We start from the raw sequence: 23,124 nt of genomic DNA on the forward strand, positions 1-23,124 counted from the left end.
GTTGTCTTAGCAACCCCTAGTCAATATCAATGGTGAACGTGTGACCCAGACCCGTGAATATCAAGATGATGAGATTTCCCGTATTATTGAAATGGCGTGGGAAGACCGCACGCCGTTTGAAGCGATTGAGCGAGAGTTTGGCTTAAATGAGTCGGCTGTGATTCGTCTGATGCGCCAGCATATGAAATCGAGCAGCTTCAAGTTATGGCGTGAGCGAGTCACTGGGCGCAAAACCAAACATTTGCAACTGCGTTCACCCGATGTAATTCGTGGTTACTGCACTCGCCAGTATAAACATCATTAAGCCTTGAATTTAGTGCGCTGTTGATGCCTTGGCGCGCTCACGCTTGGCTTCACGTTTGCAGCGCTCTGAGCAATAGCGCACTTCGTCCCAGCAGCGTTCCCATTTTTTACGCCATGTATAACTGCGCTGACAATATTCACAAACTTTTTCAGGAAGATGTTGTTTTTTCATGGCTTATAACTGATCCAGATGTGAAAGTAAGTGTTCTGCATGCGCCAGTACTTTGTCCTGATCTTGCATTTTGTCTAGACTACGATAGACCATGTGCATGCGTGCATTAGAACGAAAAAATGTTTCATGGCGCTTTACAAAGTGCCAGTACAGACTGTTAAACGGACAACTGTCGTGGTCTGTTTTGGTTTTAACGTTATAGTGACAGTGCTTGCAGTAATCAGACATCTTGTTGATATAGTTTCCCGAGGCGGCATAGGGCTTACTGGCCATCAAACCCCCATCTGCATGCATCACCATTCCAAGTGTATTGGGCAGTTCGACCCATTCATAGGCATCGGCATACACTGCCAGATACCATTCACAAATTTCTTCAGGTTTTATTCCAGTTAAAAGTGCAAAGTTGCCTGTCACCATGAGACGTTGAATATGGTGCGCATAGGCATGCTCTAGCGTATTGCGGATACACTCGGACATACAGGCCATTTTGGTTTTTCCAGTCCAGTAATAGGCAGGCAAGGCACGGGTATTATTGAGCGCATTTTCTTGAGCGTAATCGGGCATGTTCAGCCAGTAAATACCCCGAATGTATTCGCGCCAACCCAAGATTTGCCGGATAAAACCTTCTACAGCATTGAGCGGGGCTTTGCCTGCATGATAAGCCGCTTCGGCCGCTTCACAGACTTCTTCCGGCGAAAGCAACCCACAATTGAGATAGGGAGATAGCAGGCTATGAAACATAAAATCGCTTCCATAGACCATGGCATCTTGGTAATCGCCAAAATCATTGAGCATATGTTCAATAAAATGTGCCAACGCTTTTTGAGCATCACTGCGGGTGGTGGCCCAGCGAAAGTCATCTAGGCTACCCAAATGATCTTTGAATTCACGTTTGACCAGTGCAATCACATCGTCATCGATAGTATCACGCTTAAACTGCAAACGTTCAGGCAGTGGGGTTTTACCCGACCATGGCTTACGGTTGGAATGATCGTAGTTCCATTTTCCACCTTCGGGCGAATCGTGCTGCATCAGGTAACCCGTTTTTTTGCGCATCTCTCGGTAAAAGTACTCCATGCGCAAGACTTTATAGCGAGCAGCCCAGTGCCGAAACTCGTTTAATCCACAAAAAAAGCGATCATCTTCTAAGCACTCAACGGGCACCTGTAGTTTTTTGGGCCATTCCTGCTCGATCTGTTGCTGTAAACGGTATTCGCCGCAGTGTGTGACCACAACCGCCTCTGCGTTTAAGCGCTTTTGCTGCTGCGCTACATAATCGAGTAATGACCGAATAGGGCTTTTGGCATCGTAGACATGATACTGGATTTTCCAGCCATCTTGCTTAAGTGCCTTGGCAAAGTGGCGCATGGCACTAAACAACAGTGCAATTTTTTGTACATGATGCTGAACATAAGTGGCTTCATCGACCACTTCTGCCATCAGAATCACGTCTTGCTCACGATCCAGAGCCTTTAAGGTGGCCAGTTGCTGGCTGAGCTGGTCTCCCAAAATCAAACCAAGTCGCATGCGCAGTCCATGAACTAAATGAGTTAGTTTTAGCCTAAAAGAATGGCGATCAATTTTTTGTGAATTTGTGCAATCTTAATTTAGTTCATCGGAAAATCCAGCGTAAAACATACGCCATTTTCGCTTTGATGTACGCTTGCTCGTCCATTATGAAGCTGCATGATCGACGCGACAATGGACAGACCCAAACCACCGGAACGGCCTTGTTGATGGCGTGAAGATTCGCACTGATAAAAGCGTTCAAATACATGCGGCAAATACTGTGCCTCAATCTGAACGCCCTGCGTCAATACGGTAATCTCGACATATGTACGCGTATCTAAAACATGCTGCTGTACTTTAACTTCTATTTTACCGTGCTCAACGCCATGTAAAATCGCATTTTCAATCAGATTTGAGACAGCGCGCTGAAACAGTTGATGATCTGCCACAACTGAGTTGGCTTCAAGTTGTGCACTGATCTCGATGTGTTTTTCGCTGGCCATTAAATCGTAAAAGCTCAGTAAATCTTCTAAGGCATCCTGCACATTGAGCTGTTCTGTGTGCAGTTGGATTTGCTGTTGATCGGCCCGAGCCAGGAATAACATGCTGTCAATCATACGTTTTAAACGTGCATATTCTTCCAGATGAGACACCAACAGATCTTCATAATCATGTGAAGTACGAGATTCTGAGAGTAAAATTTCGGTTTGCCCGACCAGATTGTTTAGTGGTGTGCGAAACTCATGCGCAATATTTTCAGAGAATCGATTTAACTGCTGATACCCAGCCTCGATACGTTGCAACATATGATTGATTGCATCGGTTAAAAGTTGCACTTCACTGCTTTGATGCGCCACCTGAATCCGATGTTGTAAAGACTGAATATCGATTTGCCGGGTTTGCTCGGTCAGCTCGCGAAGCCCTCTTAAGCCAAAGCGGCACAACAGCCAGCATAGAAAACTCACCATCGCGACGCCAAGCAGCAAGTACTTGATCAGATCATCGCGAAATGAATATAAAATACCTAAGCGTTCCGACCACTGCTTGCCTGCAATGAGCTGATACGAAACACCATTTAGACTAAAATTTTTCCATGCCAGACGCGTTGCATTACCCGTCTGATGAACATTTAAAAAAGCAATCTGTTGGCTCGCTTGCAACTTTGGAATTGGGATATTCAGCGGGTTGATATCGATGAGTTTTTGTTGACCCTGAATCAGAATAAATAAGTTGTCCTGATTGCCGAGCATATTTTGATAAATTTTAGGTTTGGCTACAATTTGCTGTACGTTGTCGCTGTCTTGAATCAACACCTCCAAACGTTCAATACGTGAAGCTAAAGCCTGATCTTGCTCGCGCACCAAAATACGGTCTATACCCAAATAGGTCAGCACGCCCACCAGACACAAAATGAGTGCACATGCCGTGGTGACCAGTAAGGTAAGCCTAAATTCGAGTGAGCGAACGTTCATTTTAAGGAGTCTCTTCTGAAAGCTTATAACCCAAACCACGAATGGTATGAATCAGTTTGAGGTTGCTGGCATCGTCGACCTTACTGCGTAAGCGGCGGATGGCAACGTCAATAAAATTGGTATCGGTATCGAAATTGATATGCCAGACCTCAGAGGCAATTTGCCGGCGAGACACGATTTGGTTGGCGTGCTGCAACATAAAGCGCAGCAGTTCAAACTCTTTTTTGCTCAGATCAATCGGTTGATCTGCCCGATACGCTTTGTGCTGTAATAAATCCAGACTGAGGTCGGCTAATTTCAGCACATTCTCGGGCTGTATGTTTTGCCGACGCAGCAAACTGCGAACCCGCGCCAGTAACTCAACATACGAAAAAGGTTTGGCCAGATAATCGTCTGCACCAAGTTCTAAGCCTTTCACGCGGTCGGGAATCTGGTCTTTAGCGGTCAAAAAAATCACCGGCACTTGCGAAAACTGACGCAAGATTGTCAAGACCGACCAGCCATCCAGATCGGGCAGCATCACATCCAGAATCACCAAATGAAAAGACGCTTGTCTCAATCGCTCCAAAGCTTCGAGTCCAGTATGTACACATTCGGCCTGATATCCCGATTCGACAAAGCCCTGAACCAGATAGCGCGCGATTTTGACTTCATCTTCTACGACAAGAATACGCATCATGCGACGTTCCATTTCTAAAATGACAAGACTGTAATCCAACTGTCATGTTGCAGCTGAAGGGAATCTCTAGAATAACCACAGTATAGAGAGGGCGAATCAATGAAAAAAGTGATTGCAGGGCTGACATTGGCCTTAAGTATGAGTTCTTACAGTTTTGCAGAGAATGTGCAACTGGCAAAACAATATAGTCTGGATTTAAACACCGCAGAAAAACTGGCCAGCAATGCCGAACAAGCCTGCCAGCAAATAAACAAACATCTGGCTGTGGTCGTGCTAGACCGTGGTGGGCAGCCGCTGATAATCAAACGCCATGAAACCGTGGGGCCACATAATGCGCTGGCTGCACAGAAAAAAGCTTTTACGGCACTGTCGACCAAAACCCCGACCACAGTATTTAGTCAAAATGCCCGACAAAATATTGAATCACAAAATCTCACGTCATTTTCAGAATTATTGCTGCTTGGAGGTGGTTTTCCGGTGCTTTATCAAAATGAAGTGGTCGGTGCGATTGGTATAGCTGGCTCTGGTGGTTCAAAGAATGATGACTGGTGTGCCGAACAGGCCATCAAAATGACTTTTAAGTAAAATCGAGGAGTAATTTGAAATGATCAAACAATGTGTATTTGCCGCCGGTATGACCTTAAGTGCATGGGCAATGGCAGCAGACAATCCTTTAAGCGTGCATGTACTGAACTTACAAACCGGTTTGCCATCATCCGATGTTGCGGTGGTGCTTGAGCAAAACCAAAAAGGGCAGTGGGTTAAGCTCAATGAAAAAGTGACCAATGAAAACGGACGTATTCCGGCTTTGTATCCAGACAATAAAAAACTGGAGCAGGGAGTATACCGTGTGACCTTTAAAACTGGAGATTGGTTTAAGAAACATAACGAAAGCAGCTTCTTTCCAGAAGTACCCGTCATTTTTAATGTAGATGGTGCGGTAAAGCATTACCATATTCCACTACTTCTTAGCCCGTATGGTTACTCGACGTACCGTGGTAACTAAGTACTGAAAGATTAAATCAAATCTCGGGCAGCACATTATAAACTCGGCGTGTTGCTCGAGTTTTTTAGCTATTCAATTGATCACATTTGATCTTGTAATATGAAGCTTACACATCTCTGTGGAGGTACTGAACTACCTGTAGTAGAGTTTGATCAATTTTAAGATCACCAGTGAATAAACCAGACCATGTTAGAGACTTCTCGATTGATTCTTAGACCATGGCAAGAATCCGATATTGCGCCGTTTATACAGATGGGCCTCGATCGCGATGTCATGCATTATTTTCCGTCTACCTTAAGTCCCGATCAGAGCCGTGACTTTATCAAAAGCATCAGATTGAAGTTTGATGAGCATCCATCATGGGGACTATGGGCAGTGGAGCTTAAACAGAATCAATCTTTTATTGGATATATTGGTTTAAATGCTCAGCCATCACAATTTGATTTTTCACCCTGTATAGAAATCAGTTGGAGACTTGCGAAAGCCGCTTGGAGACAGGGATATGCCTTTGAAGGAGCAAAAGCCGTATTAGATTATGCGTTTGAGCAGTTAAAGCTTGAGCGAGTGGTTGCCTTTACAGCGGCTGTCAATATGCCTTCAGAAGCATTAATGAAAAAGTTAAACATGACAAAAGTTAAAGCATTTGATCATCCTAAATTAGCAGCAGAGCATTTGCTTGCACGGCATGTGCTTTATGAGATTCGCGCTGAGGATTTTTCTAATTTAATTTAGGATTGTATCCAAATGTTAAACTTAATGAAATATTAAATCGTATAAGATTTTGATAAATAATAAAACTAAGTAAAGAGTTTGAAATGCGTTTTACTGCAACTGGTTCAAATATTCCAAATGAACTTATAGATGCTCAAAAGCGTGGAGAGTTGCTATTTTTTTGTGGTGCAGGAGTGTCTGTTTCAGTCAATAAGCAGTTTGATAGAACTTTCAGTGCTCTGTTTTAATCTTAAATTGATGGCTGTATTCAAGGATGAATTGATATTTCACTCGGGCAGGCTTGCAAAGCGGCGTGAAAGCAGTGCTTTCACTTTAAGATATCCCGCTCTTCTTCAGTTTGCTTAAGCTGACTTTTAAGGCGTAGGATTTCTTTCTTTGCTTCAAGCAGTTCATGTTCATCATGATTGTTGTGTAATGGATGTACAGCTTTAAGCCATTTATAGATGCTGTGTTGTGATACACCTAAACGTTCTGCCACAACAGTGACAGAATATCCACGTTCAGTAATTCATTTAACAGTTTCATCTTTATATTCTGGGGTATAGCGTTGTCCACTCATAATGTTCTCTCCTATGCAAAAAGAATAGACGATATTTGTCTAGGAGAGTGGTGGCAGTCCAATATCTAATTGAAAAGGTGTCTACAAAATCGGTGGCTATTTAGTCATCAGTAAATAAGACCATGTTAGAAACTTCTCGATTGATTCTTAGACCATGGCAAGAATCCGATATTCTATTACTTTTGACTTAATAATTTAGAAACTGCAATTTGAACCTGTTGTAAATCTCTATTGTCGCCTGATTTCTCATTGACGGCAGTCGCTAGATATTGATTCAAAACGGCCAACGATTTTTGATCTATCGTACTTAGCTGAACTGATCCATTTTCTTTAAGATTAAACGCAATAGAATGATTCAAATCTTCTTTTGTGCTTTGAGACATATTACTTTGAAGAAGACTTTGTAAATGATTCGAGTCTGTATCGGTAATGGCTAATTTAAAGAGGCTGTTCATGTAACTAAGACTTGCTTGAGAATTATTGTTGGCTGCTCTAACAACATCTTGGATAATATTAGAATCGCTGGCTTTACTATAATTGTAGAGCAAAGTTATAGCCATATCGCTTAAATTCTGGGCCTCATTTCTACTATTAATTGATCTTAGATCAGTACTTAAAGTATCAATAACATTCTGATTAGCTGAAATTTTTGAATCTATATCTATAGAATTTAATATTTCTAGTAGATCATGACGAGCATTTGCGCTTTTTTCACCTAACTTTGCAATATCGCTATATGTACTTGTAATATCTGGAATTAAATTCGGATTTTTTAAGTACATCAAATGATCTTTGATAATAGCCTTAAATGCGTTATCTTCGCCGCGCCAATTATATTCTTTAAATATTTCCCATAGTATTCTTGATTTTTCATCGTTAGTTAAGTTATTATTATTCATAATGTTAATATCTACTAATTTAGAAAAATCACTTAAATACTTTTGAATATTTTCCGAATTTCTAGTTAATATGGCATGTGTATCTTCCTGACGAAATGGAGCTTTATCAATAAAGTCTGTAAGGGACTGAATATACGATTTGATATTGTTATTGATATCGGAATTATTTGAATTTTGTTTTTGTTTCAATTCATTATTACTTAATCTCCCATTTTGCTGAAGTTCAGCAATTGAGTAATTCTTGGTGGGTTTAAAATATAAATATAAGGAAATAAGACTCGCCAGACACAGCACAACAACAATTATTAACTTTTTCAAAATTAACTCCAGTATCATCTACTCAATGTAGATGATACTTTTTCAATTAAATATAATGATTTATCCAAACAAAAGGACGGTACACATAGATAGCTTTTGCATCCATATCACCCAAACCTTTATTCGTTACGTTATTAGATTGATACGTCAATTTTACATTGTTGTACTTCATTTTATCTGTAACATCATACCAAGATTCTGGATTCACCGCGGTTACAACTGCAGTATGATCTACAGAATTATTTGCGCCACCTGCCACGTAATCAAAATCTAAGTATACGATATCTCCTACTCTGATTTTTGATATATCAAGAGAAGTTAGACTTCCATTAACTAATGCTGTTTTTGTAGCTTAATTTAACCTCACACCACTTGATTGTAAGGTAGTACTATTCGCCGAATAGGAAAACATTGATTGAGCACCACGCCAAGCGATAGTCTGACAAGCATTACTCACACTGTTGCATTTATAAAAAATACTTGTGTTTTGAGTTGCTTTAACAGCTGATGATTGAGAGATTAGGTTTTGATTTAACGTTTTCGAATTGGTGCTTCCAAGCAATCCGCCAGATATTGATTGATTGGCAAAATTGGTGCAGTTTCCCCCAACGCCTGAAACATTTATAAATGGGTTACCATTTGAAGAGTAAGCAATATTGTAATTATTTACTGCATAACTAACTGCGATAGATGGTACATAAGCTGCATTAGCCAAACTACTAATGAGGAGCAAAGTACAAATTTTTAAAATATATAATTTTTTTATGAGATATCTCTAATTTTAATATTGAGCGGGCATTATACATATTATCAAATTAAATCCAAAGAAAATATATTATAATTATCTCTTTTATTATTTGTTAATCATTGAATTTAAAAATATTAGATGTTAAAAAGTATTATAAAAATTATGACTGCTATCGGGAAAATTAAAAAAAGGCTGTGTATATATTCTAATTTTGGCCTTATACCATAATGATATGCCTTCAAGTTCAACAGATATAAAGATGAACATAATGATCAAGATATGATGATTTTAAGCGCATCAAAATTAAAGAATAATAACTAAAGCTATATCAGCAGCTTCTAATCGCTACTGTTATCACGGATGATGAAATGCAATGGTCAATAGAAAATGGTCGTGATGCTTTATTAAAGAAACTAATGGATGCACGGATAGGGCAGATCAGTGACCGACAAAGACCATCAATTATGATGGTAGATTTTGTACTGTGCACTTTTATAGTCAAATCTTACTATAGCGTACAGTCAGTTTAATCATTTACTACTTAATTGATTGTAAATAATCCTCAAGTACTCATTATCTCTATGTGCCATATTCACTGTGTAATGGTACGCCCTGCGGGACTCGAACCCACGTCGGTCGCTTAGGAGGCAACTGCTCTATCCAGTTAAGCTAAGGGCGCATCGAGATGTGAGTATAAACAAAAAAAGTTATTACCGAGGTAATAACTTTTTTAATTTCATCTATTTTGCAGCTTAAGTGTTATCTTTTTTGGTCAGCAAATGAAACAGACCAAACATCAACACAATCCAGACCGGAATCATAATCACCGATTCTTTAAAGCCCTGTTGCCACATGATAAACAGCACCAGCGCAATAAAAATCAGCACCAAATAGTTACTCACCGGCGCCCATAGGGCTGGGAACGTTACATTCAGTTTGAGCTTTTTCACCGCAGCTTTAAACTTCAAATGCGTCAAGCTGATCATGGCCCAGTTAAGTACCAAAGCACCTACCACCACGTACATCAAATGACCCAGTGCATCTTCTGGTACAAAGTAATTTAAAAGTACGCAGCCAAAAATCAACAATGCAGAGAACAATACCGCAGGAATAGGAACACCCTGTTTATTCACTTTAGTAAAGATTTTTGGCGCATTACCTTGTTGTGCCAGACCAAACAGCATGCGGCTGTTGGCAAACATACCGCTGTTATAAACCGATAGTGCAGCAGTTAAAATAATAAAGTTCAGCAGATGTGCAGCCCAACCAATACCCAACTGACTAAAAATCATCACAAATGGACTTTTGTCCAGACCACCCAAATCCAGTTGATTCCAAGGCACCAAAGATAACAAGATGGTGAGTGAGCCCACATAAAACACTAAAATACGAAAAACCACCTGATTAATCGCTTTAGGAATGGTTTTTTGAGGGTTTTCAGCTTCAGCTGCTGCCATCCCGATCAGTTCGATACCGCCAAAGGCAAACATCAAAAAGGCCAGCATATAAAACAGGCCTTCAAAACCGTTTGGAAAGAAACCACCATGTGTCCATAAGTTGCTAAACGATGCGGTCGAGCTTGAATCGGCTGTAAAGAGCAGATACAGACCAAACACAATCATGGAAATGACGGCGGTGACCTTGATAATCGCCAACCAAAACTCGGATTCTCCGTAAAATTTTACATTGGTCAGGTTTACGAGTGTAATGACCACAAAGAAAAACAATACCGAAACCCATGCAGGAATATGAGGCCACCAGTAATTGATATACTTCGCAACCGCTGTCAATTCAGTCATCGCGACTAAAATATACAGCACCCAGTAGTTCCAGCCAGCCAAAAAGCCCGGAAATTTACCCCAATATTTGTACGCAAAGTGACTGAACGAACCTGCTACAGGCTCATGGACAATCATTTCCCCTAATTGACGCATGATTAAAAAAGCGATGAGTCCACCGATTGCATACCCAAGAATGATCGATGGCCCAGCGGATTGAATGACTTGTGCAGATCCTAAAAATAAACCAGTCCCAATTGCGCCGCCCATGGCAATTAATTGGATATGACGGTTTTTTAAGCCCCGCTGAAGTTTTGAAGAATCGTTGTTCAAAGGACTTCACCCGACCAGAAATAAGCGTTTTATTCTAAAGGATAGATAGAATTTAGCCTAGTCGAGTGCAGCACAAAGCCGTGCTAAATCATTGAACTTCTTGGTTCACAAATTTTATACAGTTTGCTGGCGATTAAAACTTGGTAAAGATTCTCATCCCATAAGAATATCGTGATGTAAATGAATAAATAAGTGAGAAATCAGTCCTATCATGGTAAATTAGGCAGCATGTCATGAGCGGTCTGTTCAGACCTTTTTTCGCTCCCATTCAAGATTCGAGGCAATTGTGACATCGATTTCCCCTGTGAATAGCAACATCTTATCTACAGCTCAAGAACGAATTCAGCAAGATTTGCAGATGGCACTCGATGCCTTTGCACTGCCAGAGCCACTCAAGTCGGCGGTGCATCATGCCGTCATGTTGGGTGGCAAGCGGGTGCGTCCAGCATTGTGCTATGCCGTGGCTGCATTGGCAGAGAATCCCAATTATGCGGCGGCACGCCGTGCTGCGGTGGCGGTTGAACTGATTCATTGTTATTCACTCGCACATGATGATTTGCCTTGCATGGACAACGATTTGCTACGCCGCGGACAACCGACGTGTCATGTGGCATTTGGCGAAGATACTGCATTGCTGGCGGGTGATATCTTGCAATCGATGGCATTTGAGGTGCTGGGCAGTCGTTTGTTTGATCAGCAAAATAGCGTCGATGCCTCGATTGTACTCAGACAAATGCAAATTCTGGCCACCTCTAGCTCTAAGATGGTTTGTGGACAGGTGCTCGATTTACAGGCCGAAGGCAAAAGTATCGATCAGGCTGCACTTGAAAATATTCACCGCAATAAAACGGGCGCACTGATTCAGGCTGCCATTCTGATGGCGGCCGTGACCTTATTTAAAGGAACAGATCCCGCTTTGGTGCAATTACGTCAGTTTGGTCAAAGTTTAGGGCTGGCGTTTCAGGTACAAGACGATATTCTCGATATTATCTCCAGTACCGAAACCCTAGGTAAAACCGCAGGTAAAGACCAGCAAGTACAAAAGTCGACTTATCCTGCGCTTATGGGCCTTGAAGCGGCACAGGCTTATGCCAAAAGCTTGCACGATCAGGCACTGGCTGCACTGACGCATTTCTCAGGTGCAGCAACGGATCTTGAACAAATCACCCAGTTTTTATTGCGCAGAAAAAACTAAGCTCACTTGAATAAAAAAAAGCGATTTGCTTAAAGTGCACATCGCTTTTTTTATGTTAATTCAAAGAGATCTAGTTGGGCTGACGTCCCATTACACCCCGAATGGTACTAAGTACATCGGCAGGAATCACCACGGTTTTGGCATTGTTGGATTTTGCCATTTCTTGCATGGACTTGATGTACTGTTCACCAAGCAAATACGCAACTGGAATTTCCTGTTCGCCTACCGCAGAGGTGATCATTTCAATGGCTTTTTGTGAGGCCTCAGCCAAAACCACTTGCGCTTCGGCATCTCGACGCGATGCTTCAAGACGACCATCGGCTTCTAAAATCGCTGCCTGCTTTTCGCCGTCGGCACGGGTCACTGTCGCACGGCGCTGACGCTCGGCAGCAGCCTGCGCTTCCATCGCGGCTTGCATGGTGGTCGATGGCTGGATATCCTGAATCTCGACCGTTTTTAAGGTAATGCCCCAGTCTGAAATATCATCGGAAATGGCGGCTTTCAATTTGGCCTTGATATGATCACGAGATGACAGGGCATCGTCTAGATCCATCTCGCCCACGATTGAGCGTAACGACGTTTGCACCAGATTTTGAATAGCCCAAGTGTAGTTTTCAATTCCATACACCGCTTTTTCCGGTGTGGTCAAATTGATATACGCGACCGCATTCATAAGTAGCACGGCATTGTCACGTGTAATCACTTCTTGCGAAGGAATATCAAGCACAATATCTTTAGTCGTGACTTTGTATGCGATTTCATCGACATACGGAATCACGAAGTTTAATCCTGGATTTAAAGTGGAGTGATATTTTCCTAAGCGCTGTACAATCCATTTATAGCCTTGCGGCACAATGCGTACACCCTTAAAAATCGTCACGCCAACAAAGACAAGAAAGGCTAAGCCAATAATTAAACCCACTGACATAAGTGTGTCCTCATTTATTGTTTATTGGGGTTATGGGGTTGAACAACCAGATTATTGCCCATGATGTCGACCACGCACACGCGATCGCCCACGCTCACCGGAGCCAAACTGCGACAGTTCCATTCATCGGTTCCCATCACAGGCAAGGAAAAACGTACCAGTACCTGTTCATGCGACATACCCACACGAATCACCATGCCCACCTGACCAATCGTGGCTTCGCGGGATAAGCCTGCCTTGGTTTTATCGATGGACAATGGCTTGATAAATTTGAACCATAAAAAGGTACACAGTATCGATAAGATTACCCAAGTGATCAGCTGTGTGGGAATGCCCATCATTGGAAACAACCAGAGTAAAACACTCACCATGATGGCGGCAACACCGAACCAAAGAGCGGCAAAAGCGGTAAAAACAAGTTCCGAAAGCATTAACACAATGCCCAGAACAAACCAGTGCCAAGGTTCTAATACAAATTCCATAGCAATGCTCAAAATGTTGTTATAAAAAAGGTGCAATCGAAATACACGATTGCACCTTCACTGTAGCAGAACTTGGCAGGGCTGAGTAAAAAATGACTTTAGAATTTGGCCCGAGGTGGTGGCTGAAGGGCAGCAGGTGATTTTTTAAATTGATCAATCGCGCTTTGAATAGCACGAATTTTAAGTTGTGCTGCTTTTTCACCTTCCAAAATAGCATCATTACTGGCTTTTAAATCCAGTGCGCCAAGATGACCGACTTTAGGCTGAATCACCACAGTGGCCTGCTTTAACTCTTCATTAATGCTTTGCTGACCCATGATGTTGATGGTTTGATCGAGCAACCCCAACATGCTGCTGGCCTGAGTACCTGCCGGACGCGCAGAAATATCGACCGCAATCACAATATCGGCGCCCATATCACGTGCTGTTTTGACCGGAATTGGGCTTACCAAACCGCCGTCGACATACTGTACCTTGCCAATGGTTGTTGGAACAAAAACATTCGGAATACTACATGAGGCACGAACCGCCTGACCGGCATTGCCTTTAATAAAATCGGCTTTTTTGCCGTTGTCTAAACGTGTTGCAACTGCGGCAAAGCGAATTGGAAATTGCTCAATTGGCTTGTTACTTACCTGAGTATTGACGTAATTTTGCAGTTTCTGACCCAGCACAAAGCCCTGACGATTCAGGGTTAAGTCACGGATATCAGATTCTTGTAACTTGAGCGCAATCGATTGCATCTGGTAGCCAGTTTTTCCGCTGGCATAAATACTCCCCACAAAACTGCCCGCACTGGTGCCCGTGACAATTTTCGGTTTGATACCATGCGATTCGAGTACTTTGATCACACCAATATGGGCAAAGCCTTTGGCACCACCACCGCCCAGTGCAAGCGCAATGACGGGTTCACGAGGCTGAATCGAGCTGGTTTGAGGAGGTGTTTTAGCAATTTTGTCACATCCAAAGAGCGTAAAGCTCAGTGCTGTAACCAAGGCGAAATGTGCAACTTTCATGAACAATTAAACGTGTTGGATGACCATCAGATTGCGCACATCAGACCAGATTCACTGCTTTATTTCTAGTCATTTTTTACAAGATTTTGTAAAGGACGCGACAGGCGATCTGGTCGCTTCGCTGATACCTTGCCCTCAAAACGTTGCATGATGGCGGTTAGGTCTTGCTGATAATCACCTGTTGGGGAAAAAGCACCTAAGCAATAAATGGTTTTATGATCAAAATCGAAAGAGAAAATTACAATAGGGATATGCGCTTTTAACGCAATATGATAAAACCCGCTTTTAAAGGTGCTGGCCTGTTTGCGCGTACCCTCGGGCGCCATGCCAATCCAGATGCGTTCATGCTGTTCGATGGCCTGAACCACCTGCTCGGTTAAACCCGTACGTTTGCTGCGTTGTACCGGAATAAGCCCTAACCAGTTCAGTACGGGCGTACTGACCGGAGTAAAAAGCGAATCTTTGCCGAGTACCGTGATTTTAATGCCCAGACCACCGATGGCCAAAAAGCCGTACCATGCATCTAGGTTAGATGTATGGGGTGCAATAATCGCGACGGCTTTAGGAACATTAGGAAACTCGCCCTCAATTCGCCAGCCTTGAGCCAGAAATAACTGCCTGCACATGCGGCGGCTTAAGGCAGTGCCACGTTGCGGCACACGATCGGGAAGATCAGGAAAAAACTGGGTCATATCCATCTGTGGTCATGTTGGTCATCCTATTGTCATCTTAAGCCTTTGAAAGGTACGCTACATTGGCAAAATAGTTAGATGCATTTTAAAACAGACTGATTTTTGCAATTTTTTTGATTCGAGCCCGATACGCTATGCATGCAAGCCGTCTTTATCTGTTGTTATTTAGCCTGTATTGGGCACAAGGGTTACCCGTAGGCTTTATGACCCATGCCTTACCCGTCATTTTACGGGCACAAGGCGTGTCTTTGGCACAGATTGGCGGCTTTGGCCTGCTGATGCTGCCGTGGTCGATCAAAATTTTATGGGCACCTTGGGTCGATCGGTTTGGCAGTTCACGCATTGGGCATTATCGTAGCTGGATCATTCCCATGCAGGTATGCAGCATTTGCGGGCTTGTTGTGCTGGCGTATTTTCCGATTGAGGCATTGAACCAGCCACAATTTTTGTTGATGTTTTTTGTGCTGATGCTCTGGATTAATTTTTCAGGGGCCACTCAGGATATTGCCACCGATGCATTGGCCGTGAATTTACTCAAAACTGATCAACAGCACTGGGGCAATACCTTTCAGGTGATTGGTTCACGTTTAGGATTTATTGTGGGTGGCGGCGTACTTCTGTGGGCTGTCGATGCTTTGGGTTGGCAGAATACCTTTTTGTGTTTGGCGGCTCTAGTGGCACTTAACACCTTGCCCATTGTGCTACAACCCGCGCGACAGGATCGTCAGGGCGTGCAGGGCAGTGCGGCAAAATTATTCTCAATACGCCATTATTTGCAGCACTTTTTACAGTCTAAGACAACACGAGCATGGCTTACCGTTTTACTTAGCTTTAAGGTGGCAGATGGCTTGGCCGGCCCTTTACTCAAGCCGTTGATGGTCGATATAGGCTTGAGTTTTACCCAAATTGGGCTTTACATTACCGTGCTAGGTGCTGTGGCTGCATTACTGGGTGCATTCATTGCCGGATATCTACTTCAAAGTTTCAGCCGTGCAGGTGTACTGCTGTTCTTTTCAATAGTTAAAATTTTAACTCTTATTGGCTTTGCAGGATTGGGCTGGGCATACGAAAGCGGGATGTCAGTATCTTTTACGCTCATTTATGCGCTCAATGCACTTGAAGATCTATGCTCGGCGATGCTACTGGTGGTAATGCTCACACTGGTCATGCACTATAGCCGAAGTGCGCTTGCAGGCACGGATTTTACCTTTCAGGTTGCTTTGATGGCCACGGTCAGCGGTGGTTTTTACCTGATCAGCGGTGTTATTGCCGACCAGATTGGCTATGCCTGGATGCTGAGTTTGGTCGTGGTCATGGCTATTTTATCTGTGTTCCCCATTTACTTTTGGTCTAAAACATTAGGGCAGTCTCAAGCATCACTCTAGATCATGATTGGGCTAAACTGCTGCGTCATTTTTCGGTGCTGTATGTAAAATTCTACTACTGAGGATACCGAGCAAACTCAAAAATATTGCTTTAATTGTTATTATGTATAAATATGCCTGTATCGGTTTGATATTGTTGCGATAAAATGAAGCAAATACGCAATTGATCAAATGGTATAAAAACGACAAAGCTTTTATTTAAGTGTGTTTTAAGCTTATATTTTTACAGTAGAAAAGTAAGTGTTGCCAAAACAATAGTCAACACGCGATTTCATTTGATATGCAAAACAGTTATGTTGAGCCAAAATGATAATTATTCTGTTGCATCGAGTCAGCGTAAAAACAGATTATTGCTCGTTTTCCTGATGCATCAGATTCATGTTATTCCACAGTTGTGCGAGTCTAACCCATGACCAAAATTTTGATTATTGAAGATGATTTCATGATCGCTGAATCCACGATTACCTTATTGAAATATCATCAATTCGAGGTAGAGTGGGTGAATAATGGATTAGATGGCCTAGCGCATCTGTCAAAGCAGAAGTTTGATCTGGTGTTGCTCGATCTGGGCCTCCCCATGATGGACGGCATGCAAGTGCTGAAGCAGATCCGCCATAAAACCGCGGTGCCAGTGCTGATTATTTCAGCGCGTGACCAGCTCGAAAACCGTGTGGAAGGCTTGAATCAGGGGGCAGATGACTACCTGATCAAACCGTACGAGTTTGATGAGTTGCTGGCACGAATCAATGCATTGCTGCGTAGAACCAACAGTAAAGACAACGCCGCTTTGCAGCAAGATCAGGTGTTAGTGAATGGCGATGTGGTGCTCAATGTTGAAAAACATGTGGCCACGTTTCAGGGTAAAGAAATTGAACTCTCAAACCGTGAGTGGGCGATTTTGATTCCGCTGATGTCACATCCGAACAAGATTTTTTCCAAAGCCAATCTAGAAGATAAGCTCTACGACTTTGATAGTGAAGTCACCAGCAATACCATTGAAGTGTATATTCACCATTTACGCTCTAAGCTGGGTAAAAACTTCATCCGTACCATCCGTGGATTAGGCTATCGAATGGGACAATCATAAGGAAACGCTGAGGATGGCCAAGCATTATTCATTAAGACGTCGATTAATCTGGGTCACCTCTGTTTTTAGTCTTTTACTGGGCTGTATTCTGGTTTTTACAGCCTATAAAGTTGCCTTGCACGAAACCAATCAGATTCTTGATGAGCAAATGCGCTATCTGGCCGATCGCACGGCACGTCAGCCGCTCTACAATCTCGACAGCCACTTTCAGGCCAATCACGAATATCACGAAGAAGATTTACTGGTCGATATCTGGGCCTACGACGATCAGCGCCATTTACAAGACGAAAATCAATTGTTGATGCCTCCGGTAAAAAAAGCCGGGTTTTATTCGCAAGAGACACGACAGGGCACCTTGCGCGCCTATGTCTTGCCTTTAGAAAATTACCAGATTCAGGTCAGTCAGCTCGAAAAAGTACGCAAAGTGGTAGCACTTGAGCTTGCGGCCAGCATGTTTTTACCTTATGGCTTTATTTTACCGTTTGCCTTGCTTGGCCTGATGGGCATTATTCGGCGTAACCTCAAGCCTTTTGATGATTTTAAACGTGAGCTGACGCAGCGCGATTCCAATGATCTGTCGCCTATTCACGATGAAACGTATCCTGAAGAACTGTTACCGACCATTGAAGAGATGAACCGCCTGTTTGAGCGAATTTCAGAATCTCAGCAAGAACAAAAACAGTTCGTGGCCGATGCTGCGCACGAGCTGCGCACGCCAATCACGGCACTGAATTTACAAACCAAAATTTTGTTGAGTCAGTTTCCTGACCACGCCGCACTGCAAAACCTCGGCAAAGGCTTGGCGCGAATCCAGCATTTGGTCACGCAGTTACTGGCACTGGCCAAACAAGATGTTTCCTTGAGTGCTATTGAACGACACAGCAGCTTTGAGCTTAATGATGTGACGCTCAACTGTGTCGAGCAACTCATGAATCTGGCGGTAGAAAAAGATATCGATTTAGGTTTTGTACGTAATGAATCGGTAAAAATGGTTAGTGTTGAACCGACCGTGCATTCCATTGTTTTCAATCTGATTGATAATGCCATCAAATATACGCCAGCCGCAGGCGTGATCAATATTTCTGTCTATGAAGATGGCGAATACGCCTGTGCACAGATTGAAGATAGCGGCCCCGGAATTGACCCCGAGCATTACGACAAGGTGCTGAAGCGTTTTTATCGTGTGCATCATCACCTTGAAGTGGGGAGTGGGCTGGGGTTATCAATTGTCGATAAGGCCACCAGTCGGTTAGGTGGAGAACTTCAACTGCTCAGAAGCGAAGAGTTAGGCGGCTTAAGTGTACTGGTGCGTATTCCCAAACAACCGCCGCATCATTAAGAATGCTGCTGGCGAGCATCCAGATGACGTGCCGCCCACAAGTAGATTAGGCAGTTAATTGACCACGCCCACCATCCTGTCCATAAATTATGACTTAAAAAGTGTGCGCCGCGCATCATCTGTGCCCAGCCCATTGCAAAGCCTAAAATGAGCCCGGCAAACAAATAAAACAGTGCACGTCGATGATGTGTCGTGCGGTACACAAAGTAGCCAGTCATCAAGGCGAATCCGGTGCTGGCATGTCCACCCGGAAAACAGTGCCCATGTGTGGCGCTAAAATCCCAGACAAAACCCTGTGCTGCTGGGTGGGTCATGTTCCAAGGGCAAGCATGAGACGACTGTGACTTAAGAATGCCAACGATACTGGTACACAGCATACTCACCCAAAACATATAGCCATATTGCCAGCGCTGCGCGGCCAGACGCGTAATTTTAAATGATGCCAGCCACAACACAAAAAATACTGCATAAACCACGATGATGATGTTTTTCACAATCACATGATTGAGTTTGGCCAAATACCAGTTATCGCGATGATGAAATTGCCCTGTTGCATCGACCCACGGTGCAATCAAATGCAGATCAATCGCACCGCCTACCGGAAAGAGCATCATCAGTACAACTGCACTGCATGCGATCAGTACAAGCTGTATGCGCATAAAAACAGAAAATTGCATAAGGAATTGAATAAATATAGAAATCTCTGGGCATGATTTAAACGTGCCAAACTTAGCGATCACTTAAGCGACTACATCAAATCGCAGCTAAAAAAAAGCGACTCAGAGAGTCGCAAAAGCACAAACGGGTGCGGGATTAAAACATTCCATCTTCAGAATTTGCAGAGATTTTATGAATAGACAAGTCTGCACCACGGAATTCATCTTCTTGGCTTAAACGAATGCCCATCACGGCCTTGAGTAGGCCATACACCACAAATCCACCCAGCACAGCAATTACAATTGCAAGACCCGTACCAATCAGTTGAGACATCATCGAGACACCGCCCAAGCCTCCAAACGCCTTTTGTCCAAATATCCCTACTGCAAGGCCTCCAAAGGCACCACAGACGCCATGTAAAGGCCACACACCGAGGACATCATCAACCTTGAGCTTGTTTTGTGTATAGGTAAACAGCTTCACAAAGATTACACCTGCCACAACACCGATCACCAATGCACTTACAGGATGCACAATATCTGACCCTGCACAGATGGCGACCAAGCCTGCCAGCGGGCCGTTGTGTAAAAAGCCGGGGTCATTTTTACCCATAAAGTTGGCGCTTAAGGTGCCGCCTACCATCGCCATCAGTGAATTGATGGCCACCAAGCCTGAAATCGCATCGACACGCTGGGCACTCATCACATTAAAACCAAACCAGCCCACAATTAAAATCCAAGACCCTAACGCTAAGAATGGAATGGACGAGGGCGGATGAGCACTGACACGTCCGTCTTTTTTATAACGACCATTTCGTGCGCCCAGTAAAATCACAGCTATGAGGGCAATCCAGCCGCCCATGGCATGAACCACCACTGATCCGGCAAAATCGTGAAAGCTGGCGCCAAATTGGCTTTCGAGCCATTTTTGCAGACCAAAGTTACCGTTCCATGCCATACCTTCAAACAGTGGATACACCAACGCCACCAGTGCAAACGTGGCAATGGCTTGTGGACGCATTTTGGCACGCTCGGCAATACCGCCCGAAATAATGGCCGGAATGGCAGCGGCAAAGGTCAGTAAAAAGAAACAGCGCATCAGGTTATAGCCATGATCCGCGGCGAGTACAGCACCAGTTTGAAAGAAGCTGTGCCCATAGGAGATGTAGTAGCCTACAAAAAAGTAAGCAATTGCAGAAATAGAAAAATCGGTCAGAATCTTACTGAGCGCATTGACCTGATTCTTATGCCGCACGGTGCCGAGCTCTAAAAAGGCAAACCCGGCATGCATGGCCAGCACCAGCACTGCGCCGAGCAATAAGAAAAATAAATCGACATTTTGCATAATTTGCTCAAAAAAAGTGCTTAAATCCAGCTTGGTTGCATATAAAAAATGATTTATGCACCAAAATGGTTAAGAAAATCTAAAGGGTGATTAACCACAACGCACGGTTGGGTTAATTTGCCTATTCAAAGCAAAAAACGCACCAATATTGGATTAAAATTTAAAGCTTCCGATAAGCGTGGTGCAGACTGAGCAAAAAGAGTGCTCTAAGGTGGGCCGATCTGACACGCTTTGCCTTCATATTCGTAACGATGAAAACGATAATTGCTGCCATCCCAGCGCAAAACCGGAAAGCAGAACCCCGGCCCACCTACCGAAACGTCGGGCATACGATTTTTTCCTGTCGATTTTAATAATTCGGGCACACCTGTACCATCATAGCGCACGCGCCACACACCTTGCGCCGTTTTGCTTAATAGCACAAACCCCATACCTGTCAGTCCATAACAGCCAGTATCTGCACTGCTGACAATGGCCTCGGGTAAACGGTCATGGTTGATGTCTTGATACAGCTCAAGCGTTGGCTCACCACATTCGGATTGCCATTTATTGTGATGAAACTGAAAACCGGCAGCTTTAAAAATTGCACGCTTTTCTGCTAATGGGGCGCGTACTGTTTTGGCAAAACTGGTAGTCGAGAACAAACAACTTAGAGTAAAGACGCAGGTGAGAAGTGATCGGATATTCATAGTTGCTTTATTTTTGTTCATTTGCTTAAGTTTAACGCAAATTTTAAGCCTGATCCGATTTTTGCGCATAGAATGAATCAGGATTTAAAAATAACGATAGTAGACACTGATCGAACATGGCTCATATCTTTCTTGCACTTTTTCCCCTGATTGCGCTCATTGCGACAGGGTATCTGTTTAAAACCTATCAATTTTTTAGTGCAGAATTTTGGGCAGGCGCAGAAAAACTCAATTATTACGTGCTCTTTCCAGCGCTACTGTTTCATACCCTTGTTACGGCCAAAATTGATTTTCAAAATCTAAAGTACGTGATTTTTGCCATGTTTGCAGTTATTGCTGTGGTCACTGCTGTGCTGTATGGCATTAAGTATCTTAAAAATATCCGACCGGCACGCTTTGGTGTGCATGTACAAAGTATTGTGCGTTTTAATACCTATATTGGCTTGGCTTTGGTGGCAGCGCTCTATCACAAAGAAGGCATGGCGATCTTGGCCATTTTACTGGCGGTGAGTATTCCGGTAGTCAATGTAATTTCGGTGCTTTCACTCACCTCAAGTGAAAATATGGCCCTTAAACCCGTACTGCTGGCATTACTGAAAAATCCGCTCATTGTCTCTTGTCTATTTGGTGGCGTATTCAATGCACTCCAGATTCCGCTGTGGGACGGTATTTTAAATTTACTCAAGCTGTTTTCATCGTCTAGCTTACCTTTGGGGTTACTTTGTGTAGGCGCGGCGTTACAGTTTATGGAAATGAAAAAAGATGTGCCCGCCTTGCTACTCGATACCGCTGCGCGTTTGCTTGTCATGCCTGCGCTGGCTTATGGGGTGTGTATGTGGATGGGTTTATCGGCGCTTGAAACCCAGATCATGGTGGTCTTTTTTGCATTGCCTACGGCATCTGCGGCTTATATTTTAACCAAAGTGCTGCGTGGTGATAGTCAGCTTATGGCAGCAGTGATTAGCTTTCAAACCCTGTGTGCAGCCGTGACCTTACCGCTGGTGATTTGGTGGGTGGGCCAATAAGTTAACGTCTTTCAATGCTGTATGGCGTATTGTCTGCTAGCATAAATACACCCGTTGAATGGTTTTCTCTTTTAAATAAAACAGAGATGCGGCACAGGTCGCATCTGCCGTACTGGCTTCAACACCTTCATTTTTTAAAATCAGACGAGCTTCTTTGGGCGCTTCTTCAAAAGGCACAATATCGGCACCATCCAGTTTCGACATATCTACAAAATTTTCTCCCCGTTCAGTTGGCTCAAACGTGGTGAATACATTTAAATCATAATCGTGACTGTCATTTTGGTAGTAATACACATCCTTGCTGTTGCCAAGGCGAAACTCAAACAAATATTGCAAGCCTTTGGCATTCGGATTTTTGAGTACCCGAAACGCATCAGGGTGGCCATCACCATTTGCATCGATTATAAGCGGTTGTTTTAAATAGGTGCGATCGACCACATAACCTTCTGGTAAAGGCGTAGGGTTATCTACCAAATAGTTTGGCTTTGAAGCAACTTGCGCCTTCATGTGAGCGGCGGGTTGAGCGGTATTTGTTTCTTGCTTTACTGCTGCGTATTGTGGTGCAGTATTTTGCGTTGTCGATGGGGCTTGCGGACTACAGGCACTGAATATACCCACCATCCACAATATGCCATATTGCTTTTTCATGTTGATCTTCTTGTATTGAAAATAGCCCATGCCGGGTGCTTTATGGTAACGCTTAAACTGAAAATCTTAAAGTTGATGTTATAAGCAGGGAAGCTGAGTATTTATGGTGAGATATCTTCCTGTGAATAT

Annotated in this window: 26 protein-coding genes, 1 tRNA gene and 1 pseudogene; 10 read left to right on the top strand and 18 right to left on the bottom strand. The window is 43.4% G+C overall.

Going from position 1 to position 23,124, the window contains the following annotated elements:
- The first annotated feature begins 40 nt into the window (after positions 1 to 40).
- The gene (locus tag Aso01_RS11365; RefSeq protein WP_004941177.1) at positions 41 to 304 is read left to right on the top strand and encodes a TIGR03643 family protein; all 264 of its coding nucleotides are present in this window, start codon (positions 41 to 43) and stop codon (positions 302 to 304) included.
- 9 nt (positions 305 to 313) lie between these two features.
- On the opposite strand, the gene Aso01_RS11370 is transcribed toward Aso01_RS11365, so the two are convergent.
- From Aso01_RS11370 to Aso01_RS11385, 4 genes are all read right to left on the bottom strand, one after another.
- Positions 314 to 475: a DUF2256 domain-containing protein gene (locus tag Aso01_RS11370; protein WP_081401063.1), complete on the bottom strand. Its 162-nt coding sequence runs from the start codon at positions 473 to 475 to the stop codon at positions 314 to 316.
- Between the two features lie 3 nt (positions 476 to 478).
- Positions 479 to 2,002: a cryptochrome/photolyase family protein gene (locus Aso01_RS11375; protein WP_004941175.1), complete on the bottom strand. Its 1,524-nt coding sequence runs from the start codon at positions 2,000 to 2,002 to the stop codon at positions 479 to 481.
- Positions 2,003 to 2,082: 80 nt separating this feature from the next.
- Positions 2,083 to 3,456, bottom strand: coding sequence for a heavy metal sensor histidine kinase (locus Aso01_RS11380; protein ID WP_004941170.1), 1,374 nt, complete (start codon positions 3,454 to 3,456; stop codon positions 2,083 to 2,085).
- Position 3,457: 1 nt separating this feature from the next.
- Positions 3,458 to 4,132: a heavy metal response regulator transcription factor gene (locus tag Aso01_RS11385; protein WP_039910149.1), complete on the bottom strand. Its 675-nt coding sequence runs from the start codon at positions 4,130 to 4,132 to the stop codon at positions 3,458 to 3,460.
- Positions 4,133 to 4,234: 102 nt separating this feature from the next.
- Between Aso01_RS11385 and Aso01_RS11390 the strand changes: the two genes are divergently transcribed.
- From Aso01_RS11390 to Aso01_RS15880, 4 genes are all read left to right on the top strand, one after another.
- Positions 4,235 to 4,720 (top strand): GlcG/HbpS family heme-binding protein, encoded by a 486-nt coding sequence (locus Aso01_RS11390; protein ID WP_004941165.1) that lies wholly within the window; start codon positions 4,235 to 4,237, stop codon positions 4,718 to 4,720.
- Positions 4,721 to 4,739: 19 nt separating this feature from the next.
- Positions 4,740 to 5,141, top strand: coding sequence for a hydroxyisourate hydrolase (uraH, locus tag Aso01_RS11395; RefSeq protein WP_004941162.1), 402 nt, complete (start codon positions 4,740 to 4,742; stop codon positions 5,139 to 5,141).
- Positions 5,142 to 5,327: 186 nt separating this feature from the next.
- Positions 5,328 to 5,873: a GNAT family N-acetyltransferase gene (locus Aso01_RS11400; RefSeq protein WP_004941159.1), complete on the top strand. Its 546-nt coding sequence runs from the start codon at positions 5,328 to 5,330 to the stop codon at positions 5,871 to 5,873.
- A gap of 83 nt (positions 5,874 to 5,956) precedes the next feature.
- The gene (locus Aso01_RS15880) at positions 5,957 to 6,100 is read left to right on the top strand and encodes a hypothetical protein (RefSeq protein ID WP_004941155.1); all 144 of its coding nucleotides are present in this window, start codon (positions 5,957 to 5,959) and stop codon (positions 6,098 to 6,100) included.
- Here Aso01_RS15880 and Aso01_RS16170 read toward each other — a convergent pair.
- From Aso01_RS16170 to Aso01_RS11430, 6 genes and pseudogenes are all read right to left on the bottom strand, one after another.
- A pseudogene (locus Aso01_RS16170) lies at positions 6,093 to 6,381 on the bottom strand (transposase); the annotation flags it as partial. The gene Aso01_RS15880 and the pseudogene Aso01_RS16170 sit on opposite strands and share 8 nt — an antisense overlap.
- Before the next feature lie 227 nt (positions 6,382 to 6,608).
- On the bottom strand, positions 6,609 to 7,649 hold the full coding sequence (locus Aso01_RS11410) for a hypothetical protein (protein WP_228128004.1): 1,041 nt from the start codon (positions 7,647 to 7,649) through the stop codon (positions 6,609 to 6,611).
- Positions 7,650 to 7,695: 46 nt separating this feature from the next.
- Positions 7,696 to 7,908: a hypothetical protein gene (locus Aso01_RS11415; protein ID WP_039910142.1), complete on the bottom strand. Its 213-nt coding sequence runs from the start codon at positions 7,906 to 7,908 to the stop codon at positions 7,696 to 7,698.
- 93 nt (positions 7,909 to 8,001) lie between these two features.
- On the bottom strand, positions 8,002 to 8,364 hold the full coding sequence (locus tag Aso01_RS11420; RefSeq protein WP_162179355.1) for an amidase domain-containing protein: 363 nt from the start codon (positions 8,362 to 8,364) through the stop codon (positions 8,002 to 8,004).
- Between the two features lie 636 nt (positions 8,365 to 9,000).
- Positions 9,001 to 9,076: transfer RNA gene (locus Aso01_RS11425), tRNA-Arg, on the bottom strand.
- 73 nt (positions 9,077 to 9,149) lie between these two features.
- The gene (locus Aso01_RS11430) at positions 9,150 to 10,508 is read right to left on the bottom strand and encodes an amino acid permease (RefSeq protein ID WP_034440327.1); all 1,359 of its coding nucleotides are present in this window, start codon (positions 10,506 to 10,508) and stop codon (positions 9,150 to 9,152) included.
- Positions 10,509 to 10,794: 286 nt separating this feature from the next.
- Here Aso01_RS11430 and Aso01_RS11435 point away from each other — a divergent pair, with 286 nt between their 5' ends.
- Positions 10,795 to 11,703 (top strand): polyprenyl synthetase family protein, encoded by a 909-nt coding sequence (locus tag Aso01_RS11435; RefSeq protein ID WP_004941145.1) that lies wholly within the window; start codon positions 10,795 to 10,797, stop codon positions 11,701 to 11,703.
- 70 nt (positions 11,704 to 11,773) lie between these two features.
- On the opposite strand, the gene Aso01_RS11440 is transcribed toward Aso01_RS11435, so the two are convergent.
- From Aso01_RS11440 to Aso01_RS11455, 4 genes are all read right to left on the bottom strand, one after another.
- Complete coding sequence (locus Aso01_RS11440) at positions 11,774 to 12,631, bottom strand: SPFH domain-containing protein (RefSeq protein ID WP_004941142.1); 858 nt, start codon at positions 12,629 to 12,631, stop codon at positions 11,774 to 11,776.
- A 14-nt stretch (positions 12,632 to 12,645) separates the two neighbouring features.
- On the bottom strand, positions 12,646 to 13,113 hold the full coding sequence (locus Aso01_RS11445) for an NfeD family protein (protein WP_004941138.1): 468 nt from the start codon (positions 13,111 to 13,113) through the stop codon (positions 12,646 to 12,648).
- Between the two features lie 98 nt (positions 13,114 to 13,211).
- A complete protein-coding gene (locus tag Aso01_RS11450; RefSeq protein ID WP_004941135.1) occupies positions 13,212 to 14,129 on the bottom strand; it encodes a patatin-like phospholipase family protein in 918 nt (305 codons plus the stop codon).
- Between the two features lie 65 nt (positions 14,130 to 14,194).
- On the bottom strand, positions 14,195 to 14,821 hold the full coding sequence (locus tag Aso01_RS11455) for a 1-acyl-sn-glycerol-3-phosphate acyltransferase (protein ID WP_025094387.1): 627 nt from the start codon (positions 14,819 to 14,821) through the stop codon (positions 14,195 to 14,197).
- Between the two features lie 134 nt (positions 14,822 to 14,955).
- Here Aso01_RS11455 and Aso01_RS11460 point away from each other — a divergent pair, with 134 nt between their 5' ends.
- The 3 genes from Aso01_RS11460 to Aso01_RS11470 all read left to right on the top strand — a co-directional run bounded on the left by Aso01_RS11460 (position 14,956) and on the right by Aso01_RS11470 (position 18,632).
- Positions 14,956 to 16,206, top strand: coding sequence for an MFS transporter (locus tag Aso01_RS11460; protein ID WP_004941129.1), 1,251 nt, complete (start codon positions 14,956 to 14,958; stop codon positions 16,204 to 16,206).
- 409 nt (positions 16,207 to 16,615) lie between these two features.
- Positions 16,616 to 17,293, top strand: a complete 678-nt coding sequence (locus Aso01_RS11465; protein WP_004941126.1) for a DNA-binding response regulator PmrA — start codon at positions 16,616 to 16,618, stop codon at positions 17,291 to 17,293.
- A 13-nt stretch (positions 17,294 to 17,306) separates the two neighbouring features.
- A complete protein-coding gene (locus tag Aso01_RS11470; RefSeq protein ID WP_004941123.1) occupies positions 17,307 to 18,632 on the top strand; it encodes a sensor histidine kinase in 1,326 nt (441 codons plus the stop codon).
- Here Aso01_RS11470 and Aso01_RS11475 read toward each other — a convergent pair.
- The 3 genes from Aso01_RS11475 to Aso01_RS11485 all read right to left on the bottom strand — a co-directional run bounded on the left by Aso01_RS11475 (position 18,629) and on the right by Aso01_RS11485 (position 21,322).
- A complete protein-coding gene (locus Aso01_RS11475; protein WP_004941121.1) occupies positions 18,629 to 19,309 on the bottom strand; it encodes a phosphatase PAP2 family protein in 681 nt (226 codons plus the stop codon). The two genes, Aso01_RS11470 and Aso01_RS11475, sit on opposite strands and share 4 nt — an antisense overlap.
- Positions 19,310 to 19,445: 136 nt before the next feature.
- Positions 19,446 to 20,633, bottom strand: a complete 1,188-nt coding sequence (locus Aso01_RS11480) for an ammonium transporter (protein WP_004941118.1) — start codon at positions 20,631 to 20,633, stop codon at positions 19,446 to 19,448.
- A gap of 206 nt (positions 20,634 to 20,839) precedes the next feature.
- Positions 20,840 to 21,322: a hypothetical protein gene (locus Aso01_RS11485; protein WP_039910139.1), complete on the bottom strand. Its 483-nt coding sequence runs from the start codon at positions 21,320 to 21,322 to the stop codon at positions 20,840 to 20,842.
- A gap of 116 nt (positions 21,323 to 21,438) precedes the next feature.
- Between Aso01_RS11485 and Aso01_RS11490 the strand changes: the two genes are divergently transcribed.
- Complete coding sequence (locus Aso01_RS11490; protein ID WP_004941111.1) at positions 21,439 to 22,347, top strand: AEC family transporter; 909 nt, start codon at positions 21,439 to 21,441, stop codon at positions 22,345 to 22,347.
- A 36-nt stretch (positions 22,348 to 22,383) separates the two neighbouring features.
- Here Aso01_RS11490 and Aso01_RS11495 read toward each other — a convergent pair whose 3' ends face one another.
- Positions 22,384 to 22,995, bottom strand: a complete 612-nt coding sequence (locus Aso01_RS11495) for a hypothetical protein (RefSeq protein WP_004941109.1) — start codon at positions 22,993 to 22,995, stop codon at positions 22,384 to 22,386.
- Between the last annotated feature and the right edge of the window lie 129 nt (positions 22,996 to 23,124).

It is taken from the genome of Acinetobacter soli (assembly GCF_000760595.1).
Taxonomy (GTDB): Bacteria; Pseudomonadota; Gammaproteobacteria; order Pseudomonadales; family Moraxellaceae; genus Acinetobacter; species Acinetobacter soli.

Bases quoted from the DNA above. Each gene is read 5' to 3' on its own strand.
- Aso01_RS11440 (WP_004941142.1), bottom strand. From the start codon at position 12,631: ATGTCAGTGGGTTTAATTATTGGCTTAGCCTTTCTTGTCTTTGTTGGC.
- Aso01_RS11390 (WP_004941165.1), top strand. From the start codon at position 4,235: ATGAAAAAAGTGATTGCAGGGCTGACATTGGCCTTAAGTATGAGTTCT.
- Aso01_RS11475 (WP_004941121.1), bottom strand. From the start codon at position 19,309: ATGCAATTTTCTGTTTTTATGCGCATACAGCTTGTACTGATCGCATGC.
- Aso01_RS11450 (WP_004941135.1), bottom strand. From the start codon at position 14,129: ATGAAAGTTGCACATTTCGCCTTGGTTACAGCACTGAGCTTTACGCTC.
- Aso01_RS11490 (WP_004941111.1), top strand. From the start codon at position 21,439: ATGGCTCATATCTTTCTTGCACTTTTTCCCCTGATTGCGCTCATTGCG.
- Aso01_RS11400 (WP_004941159.1), top strand. From the start codon at position 5,328: ATGTTAGAGACTTCTCGATTGATTCTTAGACCATGGCAAGAATCCGAT.
- Aso01_RS11485 (WP_039910139.1), bottom strand. From the start codon at position 21,322: ATGAATATCCGATCACTTCTCACCTGCGTCTTTACTCTAAGTTGTTTG.
- Aso01_RS11445 (WP_004941138.1), bottom strand. From the start codon at position 13,113: ATGGAATTTGTATTAGAACCTTGGCACTGGTTTGTTCTGGGCATTGTG.
- Aso01_RS11465 (WP_004941126.1), top strand. From the start codon at position 16,616: ATGACCAAAATTTTGATTATTGAAGATGATTTCATGATCGCTGAATCC.
- Aso01_RS15880 (WP_004941155.1), top strand. From the start codon at position 5,957: ATGCGTTTTACTGCAACTGGTTCAAATATTCCAAATGAACTTATAGAT.
- Aso01_RS11470 (WP_004941123.1), top strand. From the start codon at position 17,307: ATGGCCAAGCATTATTCATTAAGACGTCGATTAATCTGGGTCACCTCT.
- Aso01_RS11385 (WP_039910149.1), bottom strand. From the start codon at position 4,132: ATGCGTATTCTTGTCGTAGAAGATGAAGTCAAAATCGCGCGCTATCTG.
- Aso01_RS11495 (WP_004941109.1), bottom strand. From the start codon at position 22,995: ATGAAAAAGCAATATGGCATATTGTGGATGGTGGGTATATTCAGTGCC.
- Aso01_RS11480 (WP_004941118.1), bottom strand. From the start codon at position 20,633: ATGCAAAATGTCGATTTATTTTTCTTATTGCTCGGCGCAGTGCTGGTG.
- Aso01_RS11370 (WP_081401063.1), bottom strand. From the start codon at position 475: ATGAAAAAACAACATCTTCCTGAAAAAGTTTGTGAATATTGTCAGCGC.
- Aso01_RS11460 (WP_004941129.1), top strand. From the start codon at position 14,956: ATGCATGCAAGCCGTCTTTATCTGTTGTTATTTAGCCTGTATTGGGCA.
- Aso01_RS11455 (WP_025094387.1), bottom strand. From the start codon at position 14,821: ATGACCCAGTTTTTTCCTGATCTTCCCGATCGTGTGCCGCAACGTGGC.
- Aso01_RS11380 (WP_004941170.1), bottom strand. From the start codon at position 3,456: ATGAACGTTCGCTCACTCGAATTTAGGCTTACCTTACTGGTCACCACG.
- Aso01_RS11375 (WP_004941175.1), bottom strand. From the start codon at position 2,002: ATGCGACTTGGTTTGATTTTGGGAGACCAGCTCAGCCAGCAACTGGCC.
- uraH (WP_004941162.1), top strand. From the start codon at position 4,740: ATGATCAAACAATGTGTATTTGCCGCCGGTATGACCTTAAGTGCATGG.